Below are 18,934 nucleotides of genomic sequence, written 5' to 3' on the forward strand. Positions count from 1 at the left end.
CAAGTGTTTTGGTCCTTTTTACTTATTTATTGTTCTCAATAAGCGATTTTCCTTGTTTAACTTAAGCCACTCCTTGAGTTAAACAAGGAGTGGCTTAAGTTATTAGTTTTTTTAGTGAAAAAATAAAATTAGCTGCTACTCTTCGTTAATATTAAAATTTGATGGAACAGTTGTTTCTGTAAAGGAGTATAGAGTTTGACTACTATCAATATTTTCATTAAGTTGAATTCTACAAACAAAAGACGTATCATCACTTCTAGTAAAAGTAATATTGCTGATTACCCTACTATATAATTGCCAAGATAACATGTTATTTGTTTTTATCGATTCTACATCCATTATTCTCTTTAACTTGAATTCTTTTTGAATATGATGAATAAAATCACCAAGAGCAGCATTTATTAGAGGTCCCAAATCAATGGATATAGTTTCACATGCTTCATCAATAATTGTTATTAATTCGCCATAGCGTTCAATAAATGTATCTTCGTCTAATGTTGCTGATAGCAAAAATTCCCTCTCACACTCCAATAATCTAGATTTTTCATTATCAGAAATGTTATATGGATTTCCTTCGTATGACGGAAGGTAGTTTTCTAGCTCTCCCTTTGGGAGAACAAATATGTTTGCTTTTTTAAATGCATCAATAATTTTCCGTGTTTTACCAATAATCAAATTGATATTCTGGATTTTATGAGGCACTAAGTCTCTTATAATAAGCTCATTCCTTAATACCCCCAGTAACGTTGCTCGTCTTTTTGCTTCTACACTCGTCACATTTGAAATCTTCTCAATCAGTTGCTTCAACTCAGGGTACTGATCTAGTAAATCTAAATCGAGTTCAAGTAAACTATCGGTCAATGGGTCAATTGTGTTAAGAAGGGTTCCGATTACCTGCATTAAATCTTGTCCAATACCTTCATTACTTAAGTAATTAATGACTTGGGGATCTTGGCTGGCTGTTTGTTTTAATTTCCCATCAAAGATGACATCATAATCAACAATAGCTCTACTATCCAAATTCAGTTTTTTTGAAAGACGGTAGAAGGCATCTACTTCATTTTTCCCACCAACATCTATTATAGAAATTCCACGAACACCAATACCCTGTTTTCTTTTATCTTGGATAGTATTTAGTAATATTTGATCTGTATATCCTTCTACAAAAATTGGTTTTGTTGCAAAGAAAAATTGTTTATGATGTGTATTTAGTCTCGGCAAAACCTTATTAATTCTATAAACGTCATCTTCGTCTAAGTCCGAAATCCACACTGGTTTCTTTGTTGGCTGAAAAATGAGAAGATTTTTCAAATCATCAATATTATTTATATCAATGAAAAAGGGAGAGTGAGTTATTATAACAAACGATTTCTTATCAGGATTCACAAGCGGATCGCCAGATACCTTTCTAATTTCGGATAATAAAAAACTTTGATATTGAGGATGTAAGTGTAGTTCTGGTTCATCTAGAATTAAACAAGAATGTTCATCATCGTAAATAAAAGCAAGAATTGAGATAAGTTCTTTAAGTCCATGGCTCTCGCCACTTCTGAAACCATATTCACCATTACTGCCTTGAAGTTGTAATTTTGGATTGAGGAATCCACCCTCCTCACTTAATCTTAGAGTCCTCCCAAAAAACTGTGACAAAACAGCCTCTATCCTTAATCTAACATCTAATTTCTCTTTTAGAATAATCCAAGCATCAGCAGCCAGACCATAATCTTTCCCATAAGACTTCAGATCATTGAACTGAGCAATATCAAGCCCTCTTTCTAGTGGTGACCCGTGTGAAAAATATGTATAATGTTGTTTCTCTAATCCCGCTAGTCTTTCTGCATTTAAATATCTTGTATTAACCCCATTAGAATTTAATTGGTGTCTAATATTTTCAGCAAATTGTGTTTTTCCCGTACCATTGGGACCAACAAGAAATGTGATTGGAGCCCAATCATTTTTTGTAATAATTTCTCCATTCCAAAGATATGGGATATTAATAGTAACAGGGATATTCATTTACTAATTCCTCCAGTATTATTAATTTATAAATTAATAATAGCAAATATTAGAATAAATATAAAAAAATATCAAAAGAGACAACTCATATTAATTTATAAAAAAGACCCAATCCCGAAATAGGATTGAGTCTTACTTAATCAAACTTTTTAAATTAGTTCCCTACTTTTTTGTCATTCAACACAAGGTAACCGTGGTGGGAAGTTTAAGCACAGAGGGATTAGTCACGAACATGTCTGTGTGCTTGTTGCAAGAGACCGCACGAAAGCAACTGTCTCCAAGGTTGCTTGTATGGGGCGTGTTGTGAAAACAAAGGTAGAGAGTATGATTGGCTCTAAGCTAACACCTGATAATCCACTGTTTTTATAGTCTTGAATATAAGTTTCCCATTCTTTCTTTAATCGGTGTCTTTCCATAAAAAACCTCCACATATAGTATGTAAGGAGATTATCTCATGGGTTATTTACAAATAGTAGGTGGGGAATATTTGACGCTTACTTTTAAAGTGTAGTGCGACCTCGATTAGAATGTTCTTTTAAGTTTTTTGTCTTATATAATGCTTTTTATATTTTTCCCCATTCTTTCACAAACTCTAGATCTGCATCACTTTGAATAATCAACATTTTTTCTGTATTTTCTATAATCCTCTTGTTAATTCTGTTAACATCAACATCCGACAAATATGTAATTTGGTTGTATGGAGAAAACTCACCTTCAAAGAGGGTTGCACCTATACAGATAGTAGGCGAAATAGGAAGTACATAATCAGCTTCTTCAAATTTGTTGACTAGAATAGGTCTATCAGAAAGAAAAAATTTTTTCTCTCCTCGAGTTTTGTAAATTCGTAATTGAAAATTATTCATTAGATGTTTGTATAATTCTGGAATCCCACCTTCTGGACTTGTTTTTAAAGAATGCAAGGCTATCTCCAATCCCTCTCCTTTAAGAAGGTTCTTAGCAAGTTTTACAGCATTTTCTCGAGTAGTGGTCATAAGACGATAGAATATTGGTTTCATAAAATCAGGAGTTTCCTTATTGTCATAAACCAAATTCTTTAAATGAGGACTGCGAATCAATGTGAAAATTAAATGTTCAAGTAGATTAGTCTCGTTCCTTTGCCATTCTATTGTCGCAAATTTCTTTTTGAACTCAACATCTACTTCATCAGATGCTAGTAGGGGAACAAATTCATGAAAACTATGTGCTATTGAATTTTCAATTTCACTATAAATGTCCTCTATTTCATTTCTATTTACATATTCTCCGTCAAGATCCTTTACTTCATATAAATCATTTTCTTGCATAATATTTCTGGTACTCATTTTCGTAATTTTAAAAGGAGTCGTTTTTAAAATTACTGTGCGACAATAACCCTCAGTAATTTCAAATGGTTTTATAGAGAACTGAGGGATATAATGCTGTTTTTTTACAAAATCTTTTTTTTCTGCCATGTTAAAGTAACAAATCCTTCCTGTTATCTTTAGGGAAATAATCTTATCATAAAAAATGAAATTAATGGTTTTAATATTAGTTCATTCATAACTTCCTTGGAGATAGTAATAAGAGTCCAATATTAATATAAAAGTCATGTATTTAATGGGTAGGTGGTGTAAAAAAACATTATTAATTTTTGGAGATTCTTTAAGCACGTACAATCTTTATAAAGATTGTACGTGCTATTTATTATTTTTACATTCTTAATTGAAATAGTACAAAGAGAGTTGATCAATAAGTATATTGTAGTCACTCTGCATCTAAATCATCAATAAATATAATTTCTATATCAGCGGGGAATGCCTCTTGTTCAGAGGAAGTTTCCCTTATAATATTTGCTCCATTTTCTACCAAGCAAGTATACAATATAAGTAATAAATCTCTTCTATCCAACTCTTTTACAGCATAATCAGGTAAAATGTTTGCTAAAATTAGTCGTTTTATATGATCGGCTATATTTATTTCTACATAATTCAAATTGTTATTCAAGTCAGCTTCTTTAATGAGATATTCATTTAGTTTTTGTATATCGTAAAAAAAATTCCTAAGGCTCTTTATCCCTGAGTACTCCGGAACAGGATATATACTTAAGTCTAAAATTTGCATGTTTTGTAAGTTGTAATAAATATCGTTAATAGATTCTTTTAAACTGCTAAGAAATCTATCATATATTTCAAAATCCTTAGGAAAATTTCTAGGTGCACTAAAAAGATCTATTAATGTTCCAATTTCATATTTATAACCACTGTTACCGAATCTATTTTCATTTTCTGTTTTTAATATATAAAGTTGTTCAAGCGGCTCTTTATTCTTTTCAATAGGTGTTTTTATCCAGAGGTTATTGAATTCTATTTGTTGGCGTTGGATTTCTTTACTTATTTCCTCGAGGTAGTGATAACGTTTTTGAGCATACTTTATTAGTAAGTCAAAGGAAATAGAGAATTCTTTATCGCTTTCCTTAGGGTCGTTACTGTAAAGATAAACACTAAAATCACCTGCACCATGACTACTAGACCATGAAGCAAAGTATTGAGTATTACCATTAGAGTTTCCATCATAACTTTTCAAGTTAACTGGATGAGCACCAAAAACAGCTCTAATATGTGTAAAATACTGATCATCTGAAATGTTTTTGTTGAATACTGTTTTGTCTTGAGAAAGTGGATAATTTATTTTATCATAAAGAACTCTATAAAGTTGTTGAATGGCTTCTGTCAATAAATCAATTGTACATACAAACTGAAAAACATTTAAAGACTGAGTATCTTGATTAGGATGAGTAAGGTCAATGTTAGGTAGACCATGTACTATACTATGTAACCAATCCCTTGCTGAGAAGATTACACTAATTTTTTTCTTACCCTTGAAATTACTATATTTTTTTATTAAAAAATCATCGTGGTCACTAATGATTTGTGAAAAGTTTTCTAAAATAGATGGATTAAGGATATTATTTAGCAATTAATTCACTCTCCATACGGTATCTTTATAGGATATTATTATAAATTGATTTTATCATAATAATTTTAGCAATTGATATTGATAAATGGGTGTTTTTGCCCATCCCTCGAAAAGGGGGATGGGCAAAAACACCCTATATAAATCATCACACAGTAACTGTAGTTCATTTTGATCATTGCTTATCAAAATAATAGAGACAAGGGGTACAGCCGAGATTCATGTAATTTTGGGTTATATACTTACTTTTGAACTTGAATGTGAGATAGATATATTAAATAAAGTTGAAAATAATTAAGCATTTAAACTCACCCTTAGAATTGTGTCTTTACAAGAAATACCATAAAATAAGGAAGTATAACTAATAAATGCAATATTTTATATGCATAGAATATTTCAGCTATAATAAGGTCTGCTTGTCTTTGCAGACCTTTTCCTGTGCTTTAATGAAGAGTATTGTATATGTTAGTTGAACGCAATACACAAGTAATTTTCCGGGGGAAGTGCCATGCTAAACGAAATTAAGTTTACTAAGAAAGAGAAGAAAATTATTTTCTGGGTTTTTACATTGCCACTTGGCTTTAGTCTATTTGCTTCTTATATGATTTTTGGAAATATATTTGAAGCCCTTTTCAAAATGTGGGAGCTTCGAGGAGAACCTAATAAAACAGCTAGTGCTGTAACATCTCTTTCTTACGTTTTTACAATTTTAGTTGCGATTTATGCCTTACTCGCCACAACACTTTTTAGTTTGTTAGTGTGGAATGTAAGTAAGGGAAGCTTACAGGTTTCTCAGCAATTAAGAGATTTGGAGGACAACCGTGATAAAGAAATGGTGAGAGAAAATGCTCTTATTGTTTATTATGATCTACAACGAGGGATTTCAAATTTACGAGATCTATATACTAGTTATGTATTAAAAGGAATTGATGCTAAACCCAATAGAATATATTTTAGTGCGGATTGGATTAAAAATGTAGCTAATCTAAGAGATGGTCTTACAAGTCAAGAGTTGAATAGGGTTTACAAATTATATGAACAATTTTATGCTTTGCAAAATATATTAGAAGAACATAAAATGGATAAACCCAATGAGGAATTAAGAGAGTACCTTGATGAACTATCCAAGGAAGTATTCGCTGATTTTATTCCATTTCCATTATTGGGTGAGCTTAAAGTTTCTTCATTTGATGAACTAGTCGGTATTGACTTGTATATCATTTTACAAAAGATCTATTGTTTAACATTTGCTTCTTCTAAAGAGAAACCTATGGAAAAAGTAGTAAACGGAAAAACTGTTTATGAAACTTATTTAAATGGAGTTCTTTTCTTCGTAGGAGATACTAAAGAACCATTTGTAGGTGATGGAGAACTTTATAATACGGATGGAAAAATAAAATGTACTGGTCGTTTCGATTCAGAACATTTCATTCCAGGAATTATCTATGGATATTATAATTCTACAAAAGAATGTTATGAAATTACTTATGATACAAATACTACAATTTGGGAAATTAAAAAGGGGATTCTATATAAATTACCTGATGATAATAATCAATATTTTTATAACGGTGAATTTAAAGATGGTCAGGTTCTTAATGGAATTACAACCTTATTTCATAAGAACAAGAAGATTAGATATCAAGGAGAACTTAAAGGTGGACGTATAGATGGTCAAGGAACATATTATAATGAGCATGGAAGTGTAGAATTTGTAGGTATTTTGAAAAATGGATTTAAAATTAATGGTATCGAATTTATTAACGGCATACAATCCTTTAAGGGTGAATATAAATACTCGAAACCATGGAATGGAATAACTAACAACTATAATTTATCAAACCAAATCAAGAAGTTTACAGGAGAGATATATGAAGGTACTCCTATAAATGGTGAAGGTTTAATTTTCAATAGAGACAGCGATGGAAAAGATTTAGATGCTTTACAGGCATATGAAGAGTTGCTAGAGGAAAAAGTAGAAGAGGAAGCTGGATTTGAAGAAAGTCCAGCTTACATTGAAGATAGGGCGAGCTTTAATAATGAAGAAATACGTCGAAATAATGCATATTGGACTGAATTTATTAAAGCTCAGTGGAATAATGGTGTTGTGACTGAAGCTGATAATAAAGAAAGAAATAAAAAAATTTATGCTTAAAGTTTAAAGATACCATCTCTAACAAACATCATATGTTAATAAAAATAAAGAAGAGTCCTGTGTTATCAGGACTCTATTTCTATAGTTTCATGACAAACTTTCGCAATATATTTAACAAAATCAGTTATTGGATAAGTTATTAATGAGGGAGGTTGCATAAATCCTATCCCCTCTTTTGGTATTATCAAAATCAGTTGCTATAAAAAATATTATTAGGGTTTAGTTATCTAATATCATTTTTATACTGCCTTCTGTTCTGTCGCAATTAAAGTTCACCTCAAAACCAAATTTTTTATAAAAATGTTCTAATTTATCGAAATGGTCTCCGTCTACTGGTGATAGCCACCCAGAAATGTGTGAAACTTTCATTTCTTTAGCCATTTTAATAAGATATTTCATTGTAATAGAGCCGTTCCCGATGTTTTCTTTCGGACTCGTTATACCTCCAATCCATATATAGTCAGGCTCTTGAGGTGAATTGTTATGGAGAGTTGCAAAAAGTGTAGGAATTTGATAATTATAATTGGATCTTCGTGTATACAATTTAATCTCAAAAGACTGTCCGATTGGTGCTCTAAATACAAATACTTCATCATTTTTCTTATTTTTTTCAATGCCAATAATTTCAGCTTGTGGATACTTAGAAAAAATTTCTTTTGGTATGTCATATATTTTTTTTAGTTTGTTTATTTTAGTTTCAAATTCATCTTTAATAAGTAATACTTGTCGTTGGTAGTTATTATGAATTAAGGATAATTCTTTTTTAAAAAGAGTTTTTAGAATAAATTTTTTCATTTTTAGACCTCGTAAATTGGGATTTGTATACGTGTATCTAACTCTAAAATAAATTAAACGTATATCGGCTATATCTAGATTGCATTTATTGGTGTTGAGAAAGTTGTTTTCAAACTTCTAGGTGAGAAACTTCAAAAATTATTTTGTACATACTCTGTACCTTTTTCTAGAGAAAGTTTTTTCGAATCAATTTGTGAAGCATTTCCTGTTTCTAAATTTGTTTGGTAGGTATTGAACTCCCACATTTCTTGACTATCATCATATATAGGGATACAGCCGAGATACATGTAACTTTGAGCATTAGGCTTACTTTTATTTCCAATTAATAAAAAACATAAGGTGATGCTCCCTAATCAAATTTTTTTCATAATATCCCCCTTAAATAGTTTGATTCAAACGCTTTTCATTTTTTTTCATATTTCTTTACAAGGCGGTAAAATGTAGTTTTTGATAGATTCGCTTGTTTCATTGCTTCAACAGCGGATATTGCACCTGTTTTCCAAGCGTTATAAGCAGTGATAAATTCATCTGTAATTTCTGTCTTCGGTCTTCCAAGATGTTTTCCCTGTATTTTAGCTAATTGAATTCCTTCTTGCTGTCTGGTTTTTATTTTTGTTCGTTCTTCTTCAGCAAGCCACGAAAGAATTTGAAGTACTAGGTCAGTAATGAGATTTCCTAAGTTGTCCTGGTACTTAGTTGTATCTAATAAAGGCATATCAATTACAACGATGTGGGCTTTAATATTTTTAGTAATATCCTTCCATTCATTTAAAATCGCTTCTTTGTTTCTCCCAAAACGATCTAATGATTGTACATATAAAATATCTCCTTCCCGTAACATCATTTTTACAAGTTGATATTTTTGACGATTAAAATCTTTACCAGATTGTTTATCAATGAAAATATCTCTTTCGTCAATACCAACTTGTTTCATTGCTTCTAGTTGTCTACCTTCGTTTTGATCTTTGCTACTTACACGTATGTATCCGAATTTTCTGTTATTCAAGGTATCAGAATCTCCTTCTCTTGATGTTTTATAATACATATTATAGCAAAACAGTTCCAAAAGGTGTCTGTTTTTTAGAGACGTTTCAAAAATGCATTTTTGAGGTTTTGGAACGTATATTTCATGTGCTTTTGATAGTTCCAAAAGGTGTACCTTTTGAAACGCGTAGAAAAAGGAACCCGTTATGGATTCCTTTTTGTTTTGTAATGCTTTTATGAAACAGCTCACTTTCTTAAAAAGTATTTTTCAACTTGTTTAAAATATGGAATTAATTCTTGAAATTGATTTGAAGACTGTAATTTTTCTTTTATCAATAAAGAAAAAATCTCACATGAAATTAAAATTATATAAGTTTAGCTTAATGGGCATGGCGTACCGCCCACATTTTAACGATTTTATAAGCCAAGAGATTCTGATTTAAATGATGCGTTCTGAGACACTATTCTTCTTCTAAAATAGAGTAATAATATTCATCCCACCATTCATTACCATGTGGTATACACTTCCTGAAATAGCCTTCTCTTCTCATTCCAATCTTCTCCATCACTCGATATGATGGGGTATTCTGTGGCTGACATGTAGCTATAATTCTATGTAATTTCATTTCCTTAAACCCATATTTCAATGTAGCTTGTGCTGCTTCGGAAGCATATCCTTTATTGAAATATTTAGGATTGAACACCCAACCAATCTCATAAGTATGTTCACCAAAATATTTATGAAAAACAATATGACCAATTAGGATATTGTCATCTATTAATACCACAGGAAAGTTCTTAGCATTTTCACCAATGTTTTCATTCACAAAGTTTCTTGTATCTTCTTCAGTGAAAACCCCTTCGGGTATGTATTTCATAACATTGATATCTGATGTATACTCATGGACAGCTTGCCAATCTTTGAACTCAAATTTTCGTATCAATAATCGTTCTGTCTTTACAAACATTTACTTTTCCCCCTCAAAAAATCGTAACTTTATTTCAAATCCACATTTAACCCCAAAAACAAAAAGAACTTGTAGGAATCACTACAAGTTCTTTTTAAGGTAAGGTGACAAAAAAGGTAACACAAACTATCTTAACAGACACAATAGGGAAACTACTTAATGACTGATGTGACAATTTCATTATATAACAAATATTAACATTTGGAGATTTCAATTTTGAATATTTTGTGAATTAAGAAAATGGAACGATTTATTGAGTTTGTATTCCTAAAAAATCCATTTGTTTATTTTGTACAAAACGCTTTAAATCAACATCGATATCATAATAAATTAGTAAAAATATAGTTATAGGTAAATAGAGAAGAATGTCTCATTATTACCTAACATACTATATTTATATTCATGTTTAATAAATTATAATAATATGAATTTCATGTTACAACCGACTATAATTCTTAAAAACATGTAAAGCACTGACATTCTGGCCATGTATTTTTGAAAAGGTTTGGAATTGTATATTTTTTACAAAAATAAGATATAATTATTATTGAAGAGCAATTTGTAAGTCCCAGTGAAATATGTGGTAAATTTACATGGGATATGAAATGCATATTCGAAAAGAGATAATGCACTAATGATATGATCCCCTTATAGTAGACAGTAAAAAGAAAGCACATTAATCTGTTTACTATGGAGGGGATTTTTTCTATGGGTAAAATTAGAGTAACTTACGATATAGAATTTAAGAAAAAAGCAGTAGATTTATACCTTAAAGAAGGAATGGGATACAAAACGGTCGCTAAAGAACTAGGAATTGATCACTCAGTAGTAAGACGTTGGGTGAAACACTTTGAGGCTGAAGGTATCAAAGGACTAGAAGAAAAACGTGGTAAAGCGAAAGGGCCAGGTGTAGGTAGGCCAAGAATCAAGCCAGAAGATCCAGAAGCTAAGATCAGACGATTAGAAGCGGAAAATGAAATGTTAAAAAAGCTCTTAGGGATGTAAAAGGAGGAATGAAAGCTGTATCCAAAGCGAGAAAGTTTGAAGTCATCCACGAGATGTCGGAAAAAGGTTTTACGGTTACCGTTCTATGCGATATTGCCGGTGTAACCAGAAGTGGGTACTACAAATGGATAAAACGGCACTCGACGCCTTCTGAAAAACAATCGGAGGATGTCAAAATCAAGAAAAAGATATTGAAGTGCCATAAAAAACTTAGGGGAATTTATGGATACAGAAGAGTACAAGTTTGGCTGAAAGTCACCTATAACCTTCACGTTAATCACAAACGTATACAGAGGTTGATGGGTGAACTAGGTATCAAAGCGATTATTAGGAGAAAACGACCTTATTATGGAAAAAAAGAAGCTTATGTGATTTCAGATAACCATCTGAACAGGGATTTCCAAGCTTCAAAACCGAATGAAAAATGGGTAACAGATATTACCTACTTGATTTTCAATGGACAGAGATTATACTTATCCGCTATTAAAGACTTGTACAACAATGAAATTGTTGCCTATGAAATCAGTCGTAGAAACGACCTTAAATTAGTGCTAGATACACTTAAGAAGGCAAGGAAAAAGCGAAATGCGAAAGGGATTCTCCTACATAGTGATCAAGGGTTCCAATACACATCCCGTCAATATAATCAATTACTAAAAAAATATCAGATGAAGGCTAGTATGTCTCGGAAGGGAAACTGTTGGGACAATGCTTGTATAGAAAACTTCTTCAGCCACTTTAAGTCAGAGTGTTTTCATTTATACTCTTTCCGCAAAGCTGATGAGGTTAAATTTGCCGTGCGCAAATATATACACTTTTATAATCACCAAAGATTTCAAAAGAAATTAAATAACCTGAGTCCATATAAATATAGAACTCAGGTTACTTAGTTGTGCTTTTTGAATACAGTCTACTTGACAGGGGTCACTTCATAAAAAGTGTTCTTATCTCTTTTTTTACTTATATGATGAAGAAATCAATTGTGGAAAAATTAAACAAACATTTTTTTAAAACATTTTGGCTGAGGTATTATATTTTCAATTGTCCACTTTGTTCAATTTCACGTTTATTATATAAAATTTATATAACAAAGAAAAAAGCACCCGTTTTGGATGCTAACATGAAGGTTTGTTAGATATGAAAAAATTCATAAACTAAATACAAATAATAAAAGTATATGCTCACTACCGCTTACTGTATTATGTTAAATCTTCGGATGAAATTAATGAGTGAATCCACCGTCAAGCCTAAATATCTACGTTTATCTCCCAATTATAAAGTAAATTTCCCACCATGATAACAATAGTAAGTTTCTGCTTTAAGGTTTTTAATCTTTCTTAAAGATTGTTGCGCTTTCTCAACATTTAAACAAAAGTGTGGATTAGCAATGATTAATTCATGATTCTCATTAACAGCTGCATCACCTGTAATTACACTTTTTAAACTTTGAAAATACAATGAAATATGTCCTGAAGTATGCCCTGGTGTTGCTACTACTCTACATTTGTTATCTAAAATCAAATCACCATCATGTACCTTTTCATCAATCGAGACATGCTTCAAATTCTTTAATTGTTGTGTAAACCATTTACCAAATTTGATTTCTTTGCTTGACATATTTTCTAGCATTTCTTCAGCTTGAACCAATCTCTCTGACTTCATTTCACCACTAATGTATTTCGATTCACTTTCACTAGCAATAATGTTAATCCAAGGATACTTCTCTTTGAAATCATATAGGGAACCTATATGATCATCATCATAGTGAGTAATGATTATATTTTTTATATTCTTCGCTTCATATCCATTTTTAAAAATTTCATTTTCAATTAAAGGTAAGAAATTTGTATAACCTGTATCAACCAGAGTTAGTTCATCATTCAATATAATTAAGCTAGGATAAATGTAATTTTTTTGTTTATTAAATTCAAATTCAATTGGTAGCTCTATTATCTTCATTTTTCTTCCTCCATACGGTATGTTTGTGAAACCTTTGATAACCGAATATTCTATACACTTATTGTACATGATATGAAAAAAGACGTTATAAATGTAGATTTGAAATAAAGTTTGATCAACCATCCTCTCACCGATCTATATTTTAATATAGTAATTTTGAAATTAGGGAGGATATAATGCCGTATATATGGCCTTTAGGTTGGGAGCACATTAATTTCTTAGGAGAATATAAGTTTGAAGGAGTTCATTCAACAAGTTTACATTGCTTACGTTCCGTAAATATTAAAAGGCCAATTTACTCTTAACGGGGTAAGATTCGGCTCTTTTTTATCCAAATTTGCTTAGCGTGTTTTTCTTCCGAAATGCTGGCATTACCCCATGCCCATCAAGCTAAGATTTTAAAGTACCCCCTAAATGGAAATTTTGTGTTTTTATAGTACCGAAGTTTATTTTTATCGTTTTGGGGAACAACAGATTTTTTAACTTGATAGCAATGGGGTCCCATCCACATTTTAACGAAAATATACGCTAAGCAAATTCGACATGAAAAAACGTTGATTTTACTACTCTAAGCGGTATCACCAATCTCAAAAACATAGGTATTTGAGACAAATGTACTTCAATGTAGAAGGTACTGAAAAGAGCCTAAACAGTGTCTCAAAACTCATCTTTAAATCAAAATCTCAATTCAAATCGTGTTATTGAGTTTTGAGAATCCCTTAGCGTATAAAAACGTTAAAATGTGCGTGCTACCCCAAATAAAAAAATCCCTCAGATAAGCTGAGAGAACTCTTAAAATTTACATTATTTTTCTTTATTTGTTAGGTGATTAGATTTTTTAATAAGTTCTATTAATTCTTTTTCATAGTTAGTTTTATGTTTTAAATATTGAAGAAATCGAAGACTTACTAACACTAAGAGAAAATATAAAATGAACTTAGATATAAACCCCATAATTGGTAAAAGGATAGGTGTATAAAAGAAAAGTAAATTCCAAGGCATTACTATTAACAAAGATAATAATAAAGCTAACCATATATGATTTTTATTCAAGTATTTCCACCCTTTCGTGATGAGTACCTCTCATTACAAATTTTTCTAATACCAATTATTATTATATGTTCGACTTGGCTTCATATAGCCCTCCTGTATTTTTTATTATCCTCTTGTTTTTGGGTGTGAGTGCAATGGCTAGGGTGAAGCCAGGAACTATCCCCTTATAAAAATAAACATAATAATATCAAAAAACCGCTCAGTTCGTCTGAGAGATTAAATTTTTTAAATACTCCAATGTAAACTTTTGAATATTTGTTTACATTCGTTTTGCCGTAAACATTAACTTCACGCCAAATCTTCTGATATACTCAATTTATATAATGAAAGTATACATTCAAAACATTATAAATAAAGGGATTAAATCTTAACAAGAAAAAACGAGTATCTCATCACTATTAAGATACTCATCCAAAGAAAGCATAAATTAACTATTAGTATTTAGCTCTTTACAGTATTTCTTTACAAAAAACGCCATTATTAACGTAATAATTCCTATACTTAAACCAAGTAATTGATCTAACGAAATTACATCACGAAAAATCCAACGTATAATAAATCCCACACCAAATACTAATACAAGTAACAAACCAAAATATTTTAGTCCTCCATATACATCTTCCATACCCAAACCCCTTTTAACTTCATAATCAAATTACACTATATCGAGGTATTTAAATAAAGCGCCTACATCAGTTAATCTTGGTTGTAAAAAAGTTTGATAAAAACTTATATAGAAGTCTAATTTTTATATACATAAAATATTTTATACTTTGCGCTCTTTAAAAAAGTTAGACGCAATGAAACAAGCTATTCCAGCAATAAGAACACTAAATGATAATACCTTATTTGTATTTTCAAACTGTATAATATCTGTAATCACATTAAGCATAATTAGTCCCCAAACAAATAAAATTGGCCCGAGAAAAAGTAATATCTTTCCTAATAATGAACGTTTTTTCATAATCTCCCACCTTTCCTATATATAAATTCTATCATAATTTTAATTGGTAATTTCTAGTTTTGGGGGTAATTTTCCAGGTCATAATTAAATTATTTTAGTTCATTTTTTTATAAACGGTATGACTTTGTTTTAAATCGATAGTTAACATAACCCCACTTATCAGTAGTCACTGTATCTAGAAAAAACCCCTTCATTTTACTTGCTGAAGAGGTTTTGTATTTAGTCGGATAAGCGAGGGGCATCACTGCCCCTAACTCTCCTAAGAACCGTACGTGACAGCTTTCCCGTCATACGGCTCAAGCCTTCTTTTTATCCAAACAACTTCTTACTTGATGCAAGGTACATGTACTAGCTTTGTAACCTTATTTGAGTGTATTGGTAAATCACGTATAATAACCTTTTCTCCATTTTGTAGTGGTTGTCTGCATAACGCACAACGATACCCTTGTTTTTTCGCCAGTTTAATTCTATCTAAGGTATTTGTTCCATCAAAGACCTTACGGTCTCGCTTTTCCCAGTATTCTTTAAGAGTAGGGTCATCGGGACTGTTCTTATATAAGACCATCACATGCCGTTTAATTTTAAACCAAGGCATTTGTAAGAGCTGGATATTTGTTAGAGGACAGGTCGGAGTCCAAGATTCCTTGCCTCCGTGATGAGGCTTTTTGAAGTAAGTCTTCTTTATCCATTTCCATGATTTCTTAGGGTGCAATCGGATAAGATGTTTACATATTTTCTCGAAAATATAATGACCGATTTTATCATATGTCTTTTGAGATACGACATGTCTCCAATATTGTCCATACCCTCTAATAATTGGGTTTAACACTTTAATGAGTTCCCCAATAGGCTGTCCTCTCATGATGCGGAACGTATTCCTTATCTTTTCCTTTGCCTTCTTAACGCTATCTTTGCTGGGTTTAATCAGTAATTTATTCCCTTTCCACGTTTTGTACTGACGTACGGAAAAACCTAGGAAATCAAATCCCTCTTCAATGTGAGTCACCTTTGTTTTTTCAATACTCAGCTCAAGTCCTCTTTTATTCAAGTACGGTTGTATCTTTTCATATATGGATTGAGCCTGTTGTTTCGTTTCTGTTAAGACAACGAAATCATCCGCGTATCGAACAATCGCTATTTTGCATTTAGGATGAATTGCGTAGCTTTCATTGGATTTATATGTCTTTCGATATATAACGCCAAGTTCCTCCTCCATTCCGTGTAATGCAATGTTAGCTAGAAGCGGGGATATAATTCCTCCTTGCGGAGTTCCTTCCTTTGTTTCAGAGAAAGAATGTTGATCTATATATCCAGCCTCCAACCATCGCTGAATCAGTGTTTTTCCTGGAAAACTGTAAGTTTGTTTTCGTATCCAATGATGACTTAGATGGTCAAAGCATCCTTTAAAATCACCTTCAAATATCCACTTTTTCTTACTGTTTGTGTTAATCTTATTAAAGATATTACTAATGGCATCGTGTGTACTCCGCTTCGGTCGGAACCCGTATGAGGCGGGGTCAAATCGTGCTTCCCATTGCGGTTCTAGCGCCGTTTTCACCATATTTTGATAGACTCTGTCTTTGATAGTTGGAATACCGAGAGGTCTCAGTTTTCCGTTTTTTTTAGCGATATAGGTTCGTTTCGCTGGCTTGGGAAGATGTTGAAATATACTGAGCCTCTTTAGCTGTCGGTATAATTCGTTTCTTTTTCCAGAATGAAGTGCTGTATAACCGTCTACTCCAGAGGTACGCTTTCCGTTATTCTGTTGTGTTACTTTTCTAATGGACAACAGTAAGTTAGCTTCACTCCGTAGGAGTAATCGTTGAAGTTTCCTGACTCTTCTAAGTTTCTTTTGTTGTTCGGCACGATAAATTCTTTGTCGTAGCTTCATCACATACTTTTGGACTGTATGCCAATCTACTGAATTCCAATTTGTATATGAAGCGTGCGCCGACGCTCGTTCTGAGGTGTTCATAACTGCACGCTCCTTTTCATCAAAAGTTAACCACAAATGTATTTATGTGTTGAAGACCTATGGGAAGTGGGCCCTCTTTCAAGTCTGTCATAATGTGTTCAAAAGGACGACAGTATCCGTTCAGTTATACATTTTTGCTTTCCTGTTACCTTTCGGTATAACGGCATTTGCTTTCTCCCATATCCCATACCCTCTGTTACATCGTTTGACCTTTCGATCTCTCTACTGTTTATACAGATAACATAGGGCTTACCAAGTTCCACATTCCACAGATGCGATAGGGTTAGGCAGGTTCTTTACTCCGAGCAAGATGCGGGACGCAGCACAGTAGTATTATGACCCTACTTTTCCTCTTGCCAATACCCAAGCAAAGCCATGCATTATCTTGAGCTAACGTTTACGAAGCTTACAAACCTTCACTCTCGTTTACCATACCTATCTTCTCCTAGCAGTGTTCCGGACCATGCATTTGTCCTCTGTTTCCGCATTTCCTCATGCAACCTACATTCCCGTTACCAGAAATACAGTTTCGGATGGAGACCTTCTTTGCGTCTAGAGGGGTAGCGTAAGCTACACTGTGGGAATGCAACTTCTTGTCGCACCATAATTGTCGTTATTGGAAGTAATTTGTAATTCGCTTACATATCAATATTATCAATTACGCCTTTTTCAACTTCAAACAAATTTAGAATGTCGTTCTCTAATCTTTCAGCATCAAAATCTTTCTTGGCCTTTGTTCCTAATATTCTTACACACTCAATGACATTTTTAACGATTAGCAATTTCTTTCTGGCACGATCGGCATTTAAAAACGTTTCAATATTAATTCTTAGTCTCATATCCGCTTCTTTGTTTTTTCTTTTGAAGAGTTTTCTTTCTTTGAAAAAGCTTGCGTCCTCAAGTTCTGGTATTATTTCAATAATAATTGGAATAATACTTATGCTTTCAATTTCATTACCATAGTGATTATTTTCAAGTTTTTTTAAGGTTTTTTCTACTTCTATTATTAACTTTACATCACTATATTTAACTGTCTTATCAACTTCACAAGTCATGAAAAAATCCATTGTATGTCCTCCAAAGTTAAATTCCCTTTTTATCTTTTTAATTCTATGTATATAGTATACATGTTTGGTTAACATAACGTCCTATTATCGGTAGCAATGAAAAAGGCGGATCCCTACTTTTACAAGGAATCCGCCTTTTTCATTTTCTATGACTCTATTCATTTTTTTATACATCCCTATCCTAACATGGGTTTTAGGGTTCTCGTTTGTTAATGGATTAGCCGAAAAACTGTATAAAATCTTGTATGCTCTTAGCATGGTTTTTTTCCGAAATGCTGGCGGTACCCCATGCCCATCAACTTAAGAAAACAGAGCAATCTCAAAAAGAAAAAGTAAGATGAATCCTTATAACTAACTGTAGAAAAACAGAATTTTTGTGTAGGCCTTTTTAAAGATAGTAACTTGATGGGGATGTGGTGATACGTGGGGATTCTACGACAAAAGTAGTAGGATTTCCACTTGAATTTCATCTTTTAGATTGATTCATTTAGCTGTTTATTTTAATAAAATAGTGATTAGGTATATTGAGCTTAAAAGATATAAAATGATATTGGTAATAATTAAATACTTATAAAAGGAGGAGTTTTGATGATTAAAGGGATTTTTGAAACACATATTAATGTAAGTAATTATAAAATATCCGCTGAATTCTATGAAAAATTATTTAATATTATTCCTTTGTATGAAGACTCTAATCGAAAATCTAAATTTTACTGGATCGGAAAACCTGGAGAAGCTATGTTTGGCATTAGAGAAAATTATCCTTCACCGGAGGTTCAGCGTCAACATTTCGCTTTTAGAGTAGATGTGAAAGATATTATTAAAGCGAGAAATTATTTAAATGAATTAGGAATTGAATCTGCAAATTTCTTTGGTGGAAATTCCGAAGAATTAATGGTATTCCCTTTTATGCCTGCTGTGTCGATTTATTTTACAGATCCAGATGGTCACTCAGTTGAGTTTATTTCTATGTTAGAGGATAAACCAAGACCGGAACTTGAAATTATGTCCTGGAAAGAGTGGGAATTTATACACGGATGA

Annotated in this window: 15 protein-coding genes and 1 pseudogene; 5 read left to right on the forward strand and 11 right to left on the reverse strand. The window is 32.0% G+C overall.

What is annotated here, in order from left to right; all coding sequences use genetic code 11:
* Positions 1-135: 135 nt before the first annotated feature.
* Positions 136-2,016 carry an ATP-dependent nuclease gene (locus MHH71_RS28825; protein ID WP_006096832.1) on the reverse strand — a complete coding sequence of 627 codons (1,881 nt, stop codon included), beginning with the start codon at positions 2,014-2,016 and terminating at the stop codon, positions 136-138.
* A gap of 192 nt (positions 2,017-2,208) precedes the next feature.
* On the opposite strand from MHH71_RS28825, the pseudogene MHH71_RS28830 reads away from it, so the two are divergent.
* Positions 2,209-2,376 (forward strand): annotated as a pseudogene (locus MHH71_RS28830) (IS1595 family transposase); the annotation flags it as partial.
* 203 nt (positions 2,377-2,579) lie between these two features.
* Here the strand turns inward: MHH71_RS28830 and MHH71_RS28835 are convergent.
* Positions 2,580-3,467, reverse strand: coding sequence for a DUF4238 domain-containing protein (locus tag MHH71_RS28835; RefSeq protein ID WP_006096830.1), 888 nt, complete (start codon positions 3,465-3,467; stop codon positions 2,580-2,582).
* 292 nt (positions 3,468-3,759) lie between these two features.
* The gene (locus MHH71_RS28840; protein ID WP_006096829.1) at positions 3,760-4,971 is read right to left on the reverse strand and encodes a hypothetical protein; all 1,212 of its coding nucleotides are present in this window, start codon (positions 4,969-4,971) and stop codon (positions 3,760-3,762) included.
* Positions 4,972-5,476: 505 nt separating this feature from the next.
* On the opposite strand from MHH71_RS28840, the gene MHH71_RS28845 reads away from it, so the two are divergent.
* Complete coding sequence (locus MHH71_RS28845) at positions 5,477-7,123, forward strand: hypothetical protein (RefSeq protein ID WP_006096828.1); 1,647 nt, start codon at positions 5,477-5,479, stop codon at positions 7,121-7,123.
* Positions 7,124-7,342: 219 nt separating this feature from the next.
* Here MHH71_RS28845 and MHH71_RS28850 read toward each other — a convergent pair whose 3' ends face one another.
* The 3 genes from MHH71_RS28850 to MHH71_RS28860 all read right to left on the reverse strand — a co-directional run bounded on the left by MHH71_RS28850 (position 7,343) and on the right by MHH71_RS28860 (position 9,870).
* The gene (locus tag MHH71_RS28850; protein ID WP_078212110.1) at positions 7,343-7,918 is read right to left on the reverse strand and encodes a hypothetical protein; all 576 of its coding nucleotides are present in this window, start codon (positions 7,916-7,918) and stop codon (positions 7,343-7,345) included.
* A 403-nt stretch (positions 7,919-8,321) separates the two neighbouring features.
* Entirely contained in the window at positions 8,322-8,924 is a 603-nt protein-coding gene (locus MHH71_RS28855) for a recombinase family protein (RefSeq protein WP_078212112.1), read from the reverse strand.
* A gap of 439 nt (positions 8,925-9,363) precedes the next feature.
* Positions 9,364-9,870 carry a GNAT family N-acetyltransferase gene (locus tag MHH71_RS28860; RefSeq protein WP_006097033.1) on the reverse strand — a complete coding sequence of 169 codons (507 nt, stop codon included), beginning with the start codon at positions 9,868-9,870 and terminating at the stop codon, positions 9,364-9,366.
* 708 nt (positions 9,871-10,578) lie between these two features.
* Between MHH71_RS28860 and MHH71_RS28865 the strand changes: the two genes are divergently transcribed.
* Entirely contained in the window at positions 10,579-10,875 is a 297-nt protein-coding gene (locus MHH71_RS28865) for a transposase (protein ID WP_033799504.1), read from the forward strand.
* A gap of 8 nt (positions 10,876-10,883) precedes the next feature.
* Positions 10,884-11,765 carry an IS3 family transposase gene (locus MHH71_RS28870; RefSeq protein ID WP_006097496.1) on the forward strand — a complete coding sequence of 294 codons (882 nt, stop codon included), beginning with the start codon at positions 10,884-10,886 and terminating at the stop codon, positions 11,763-11,765.
* A gap of 382 nt (positions 11,766-12,147) precedes the next feature.
* Here the strand turns inward: MHH71_RS28870 and MHH71_RS28875 are convergent, their stop codons facing one another.
* The 5 genes from MHH71_RS28875 to MHH71_RS28895 form a co-directional block, all read right to left on the reverse strand.
* Positions 12,148-12,834 (reverse strand): MBL fold metallo-hydrolase, encoded by a 687-nt coding sequence (locus tag MHH71_RS28875; protein WP_006097376.1) that lies wholly within the window; start codon positions 12,832-12,834, stop codon positions 12,148-12,150.
* Positions 12,835-14,314: 1,480 nt separating this feature from the next.
* Complete coding sequence (locus tag MHH71_RS28880) at positions 14,315-14,512, reverse strand: hypothetical protein (RefSeq protein WP_006097375.1); 198 nt, start codon at positions 14,510-14,512, stop codon at positions 14,315-14,317.
* Between the two features lie 141 nt (positions 14,513-14,653).
* Positions 14,654-14,851, reverse strand: a complete 198-nt coding sequence (locus MHH71_RS28885; protein ID WP_006097374.1) for a hypothetical protein — start codon at positions 14,849-14,851, stop codon at positions 14,654-14,656.
* Positions 14,852-15,176: 325 nt separating this feature from the next.
* Complete coding sequence (gene ltrA, locus MHH71_RS28890; RefSeq protein WP_006096946.1) at positions 15,177-16,826, reverse strand: group II intron reverse transcriptase/maturase; 1,650 nt, start codon at positions 16,824-16,826, stop codon at positions 15,177-15,179.
* Positions 16,827-17,464: 638 nt separating this feature from the next.
* Positions 17,465-17,893 (reverse strand): Imm44 family immunity protein, encoded by a 429-nt coding sequence (locus MHH71_RS28895; RefSeq protein WP_033799482.1) that lies wholly within the window; start codon positions 17,891-17,893, stop codon positions 17,465-17,467.
* Positions 17,894-18,481: 588 nt separating this feature from the next.
* Here MHH71_RS28895 and MHH71_RS28900 point away from each other — a divergent pair.
* Positions 18,482-18,934: a VOC family protein gene (locus MHH71_RS28900; RefSeq protein ID WP_006097477.1), complete on the forward strand. Its 453-nt coding sequence runs from the start codon at positions 18,482-18,484 to the stop codon at positions 18,932-18,934.

The sequence above is a fragment of the Bacillus sp. FSL H8-0534 genome, from assembly GCF_038005885.1.
Taxonomy (GTDB): Bacteria; Bacillota; Bacilli; order Bacillales; family Bacillaceae_G; genus Bacillus_A; species Bacillus_A pseudomycoides.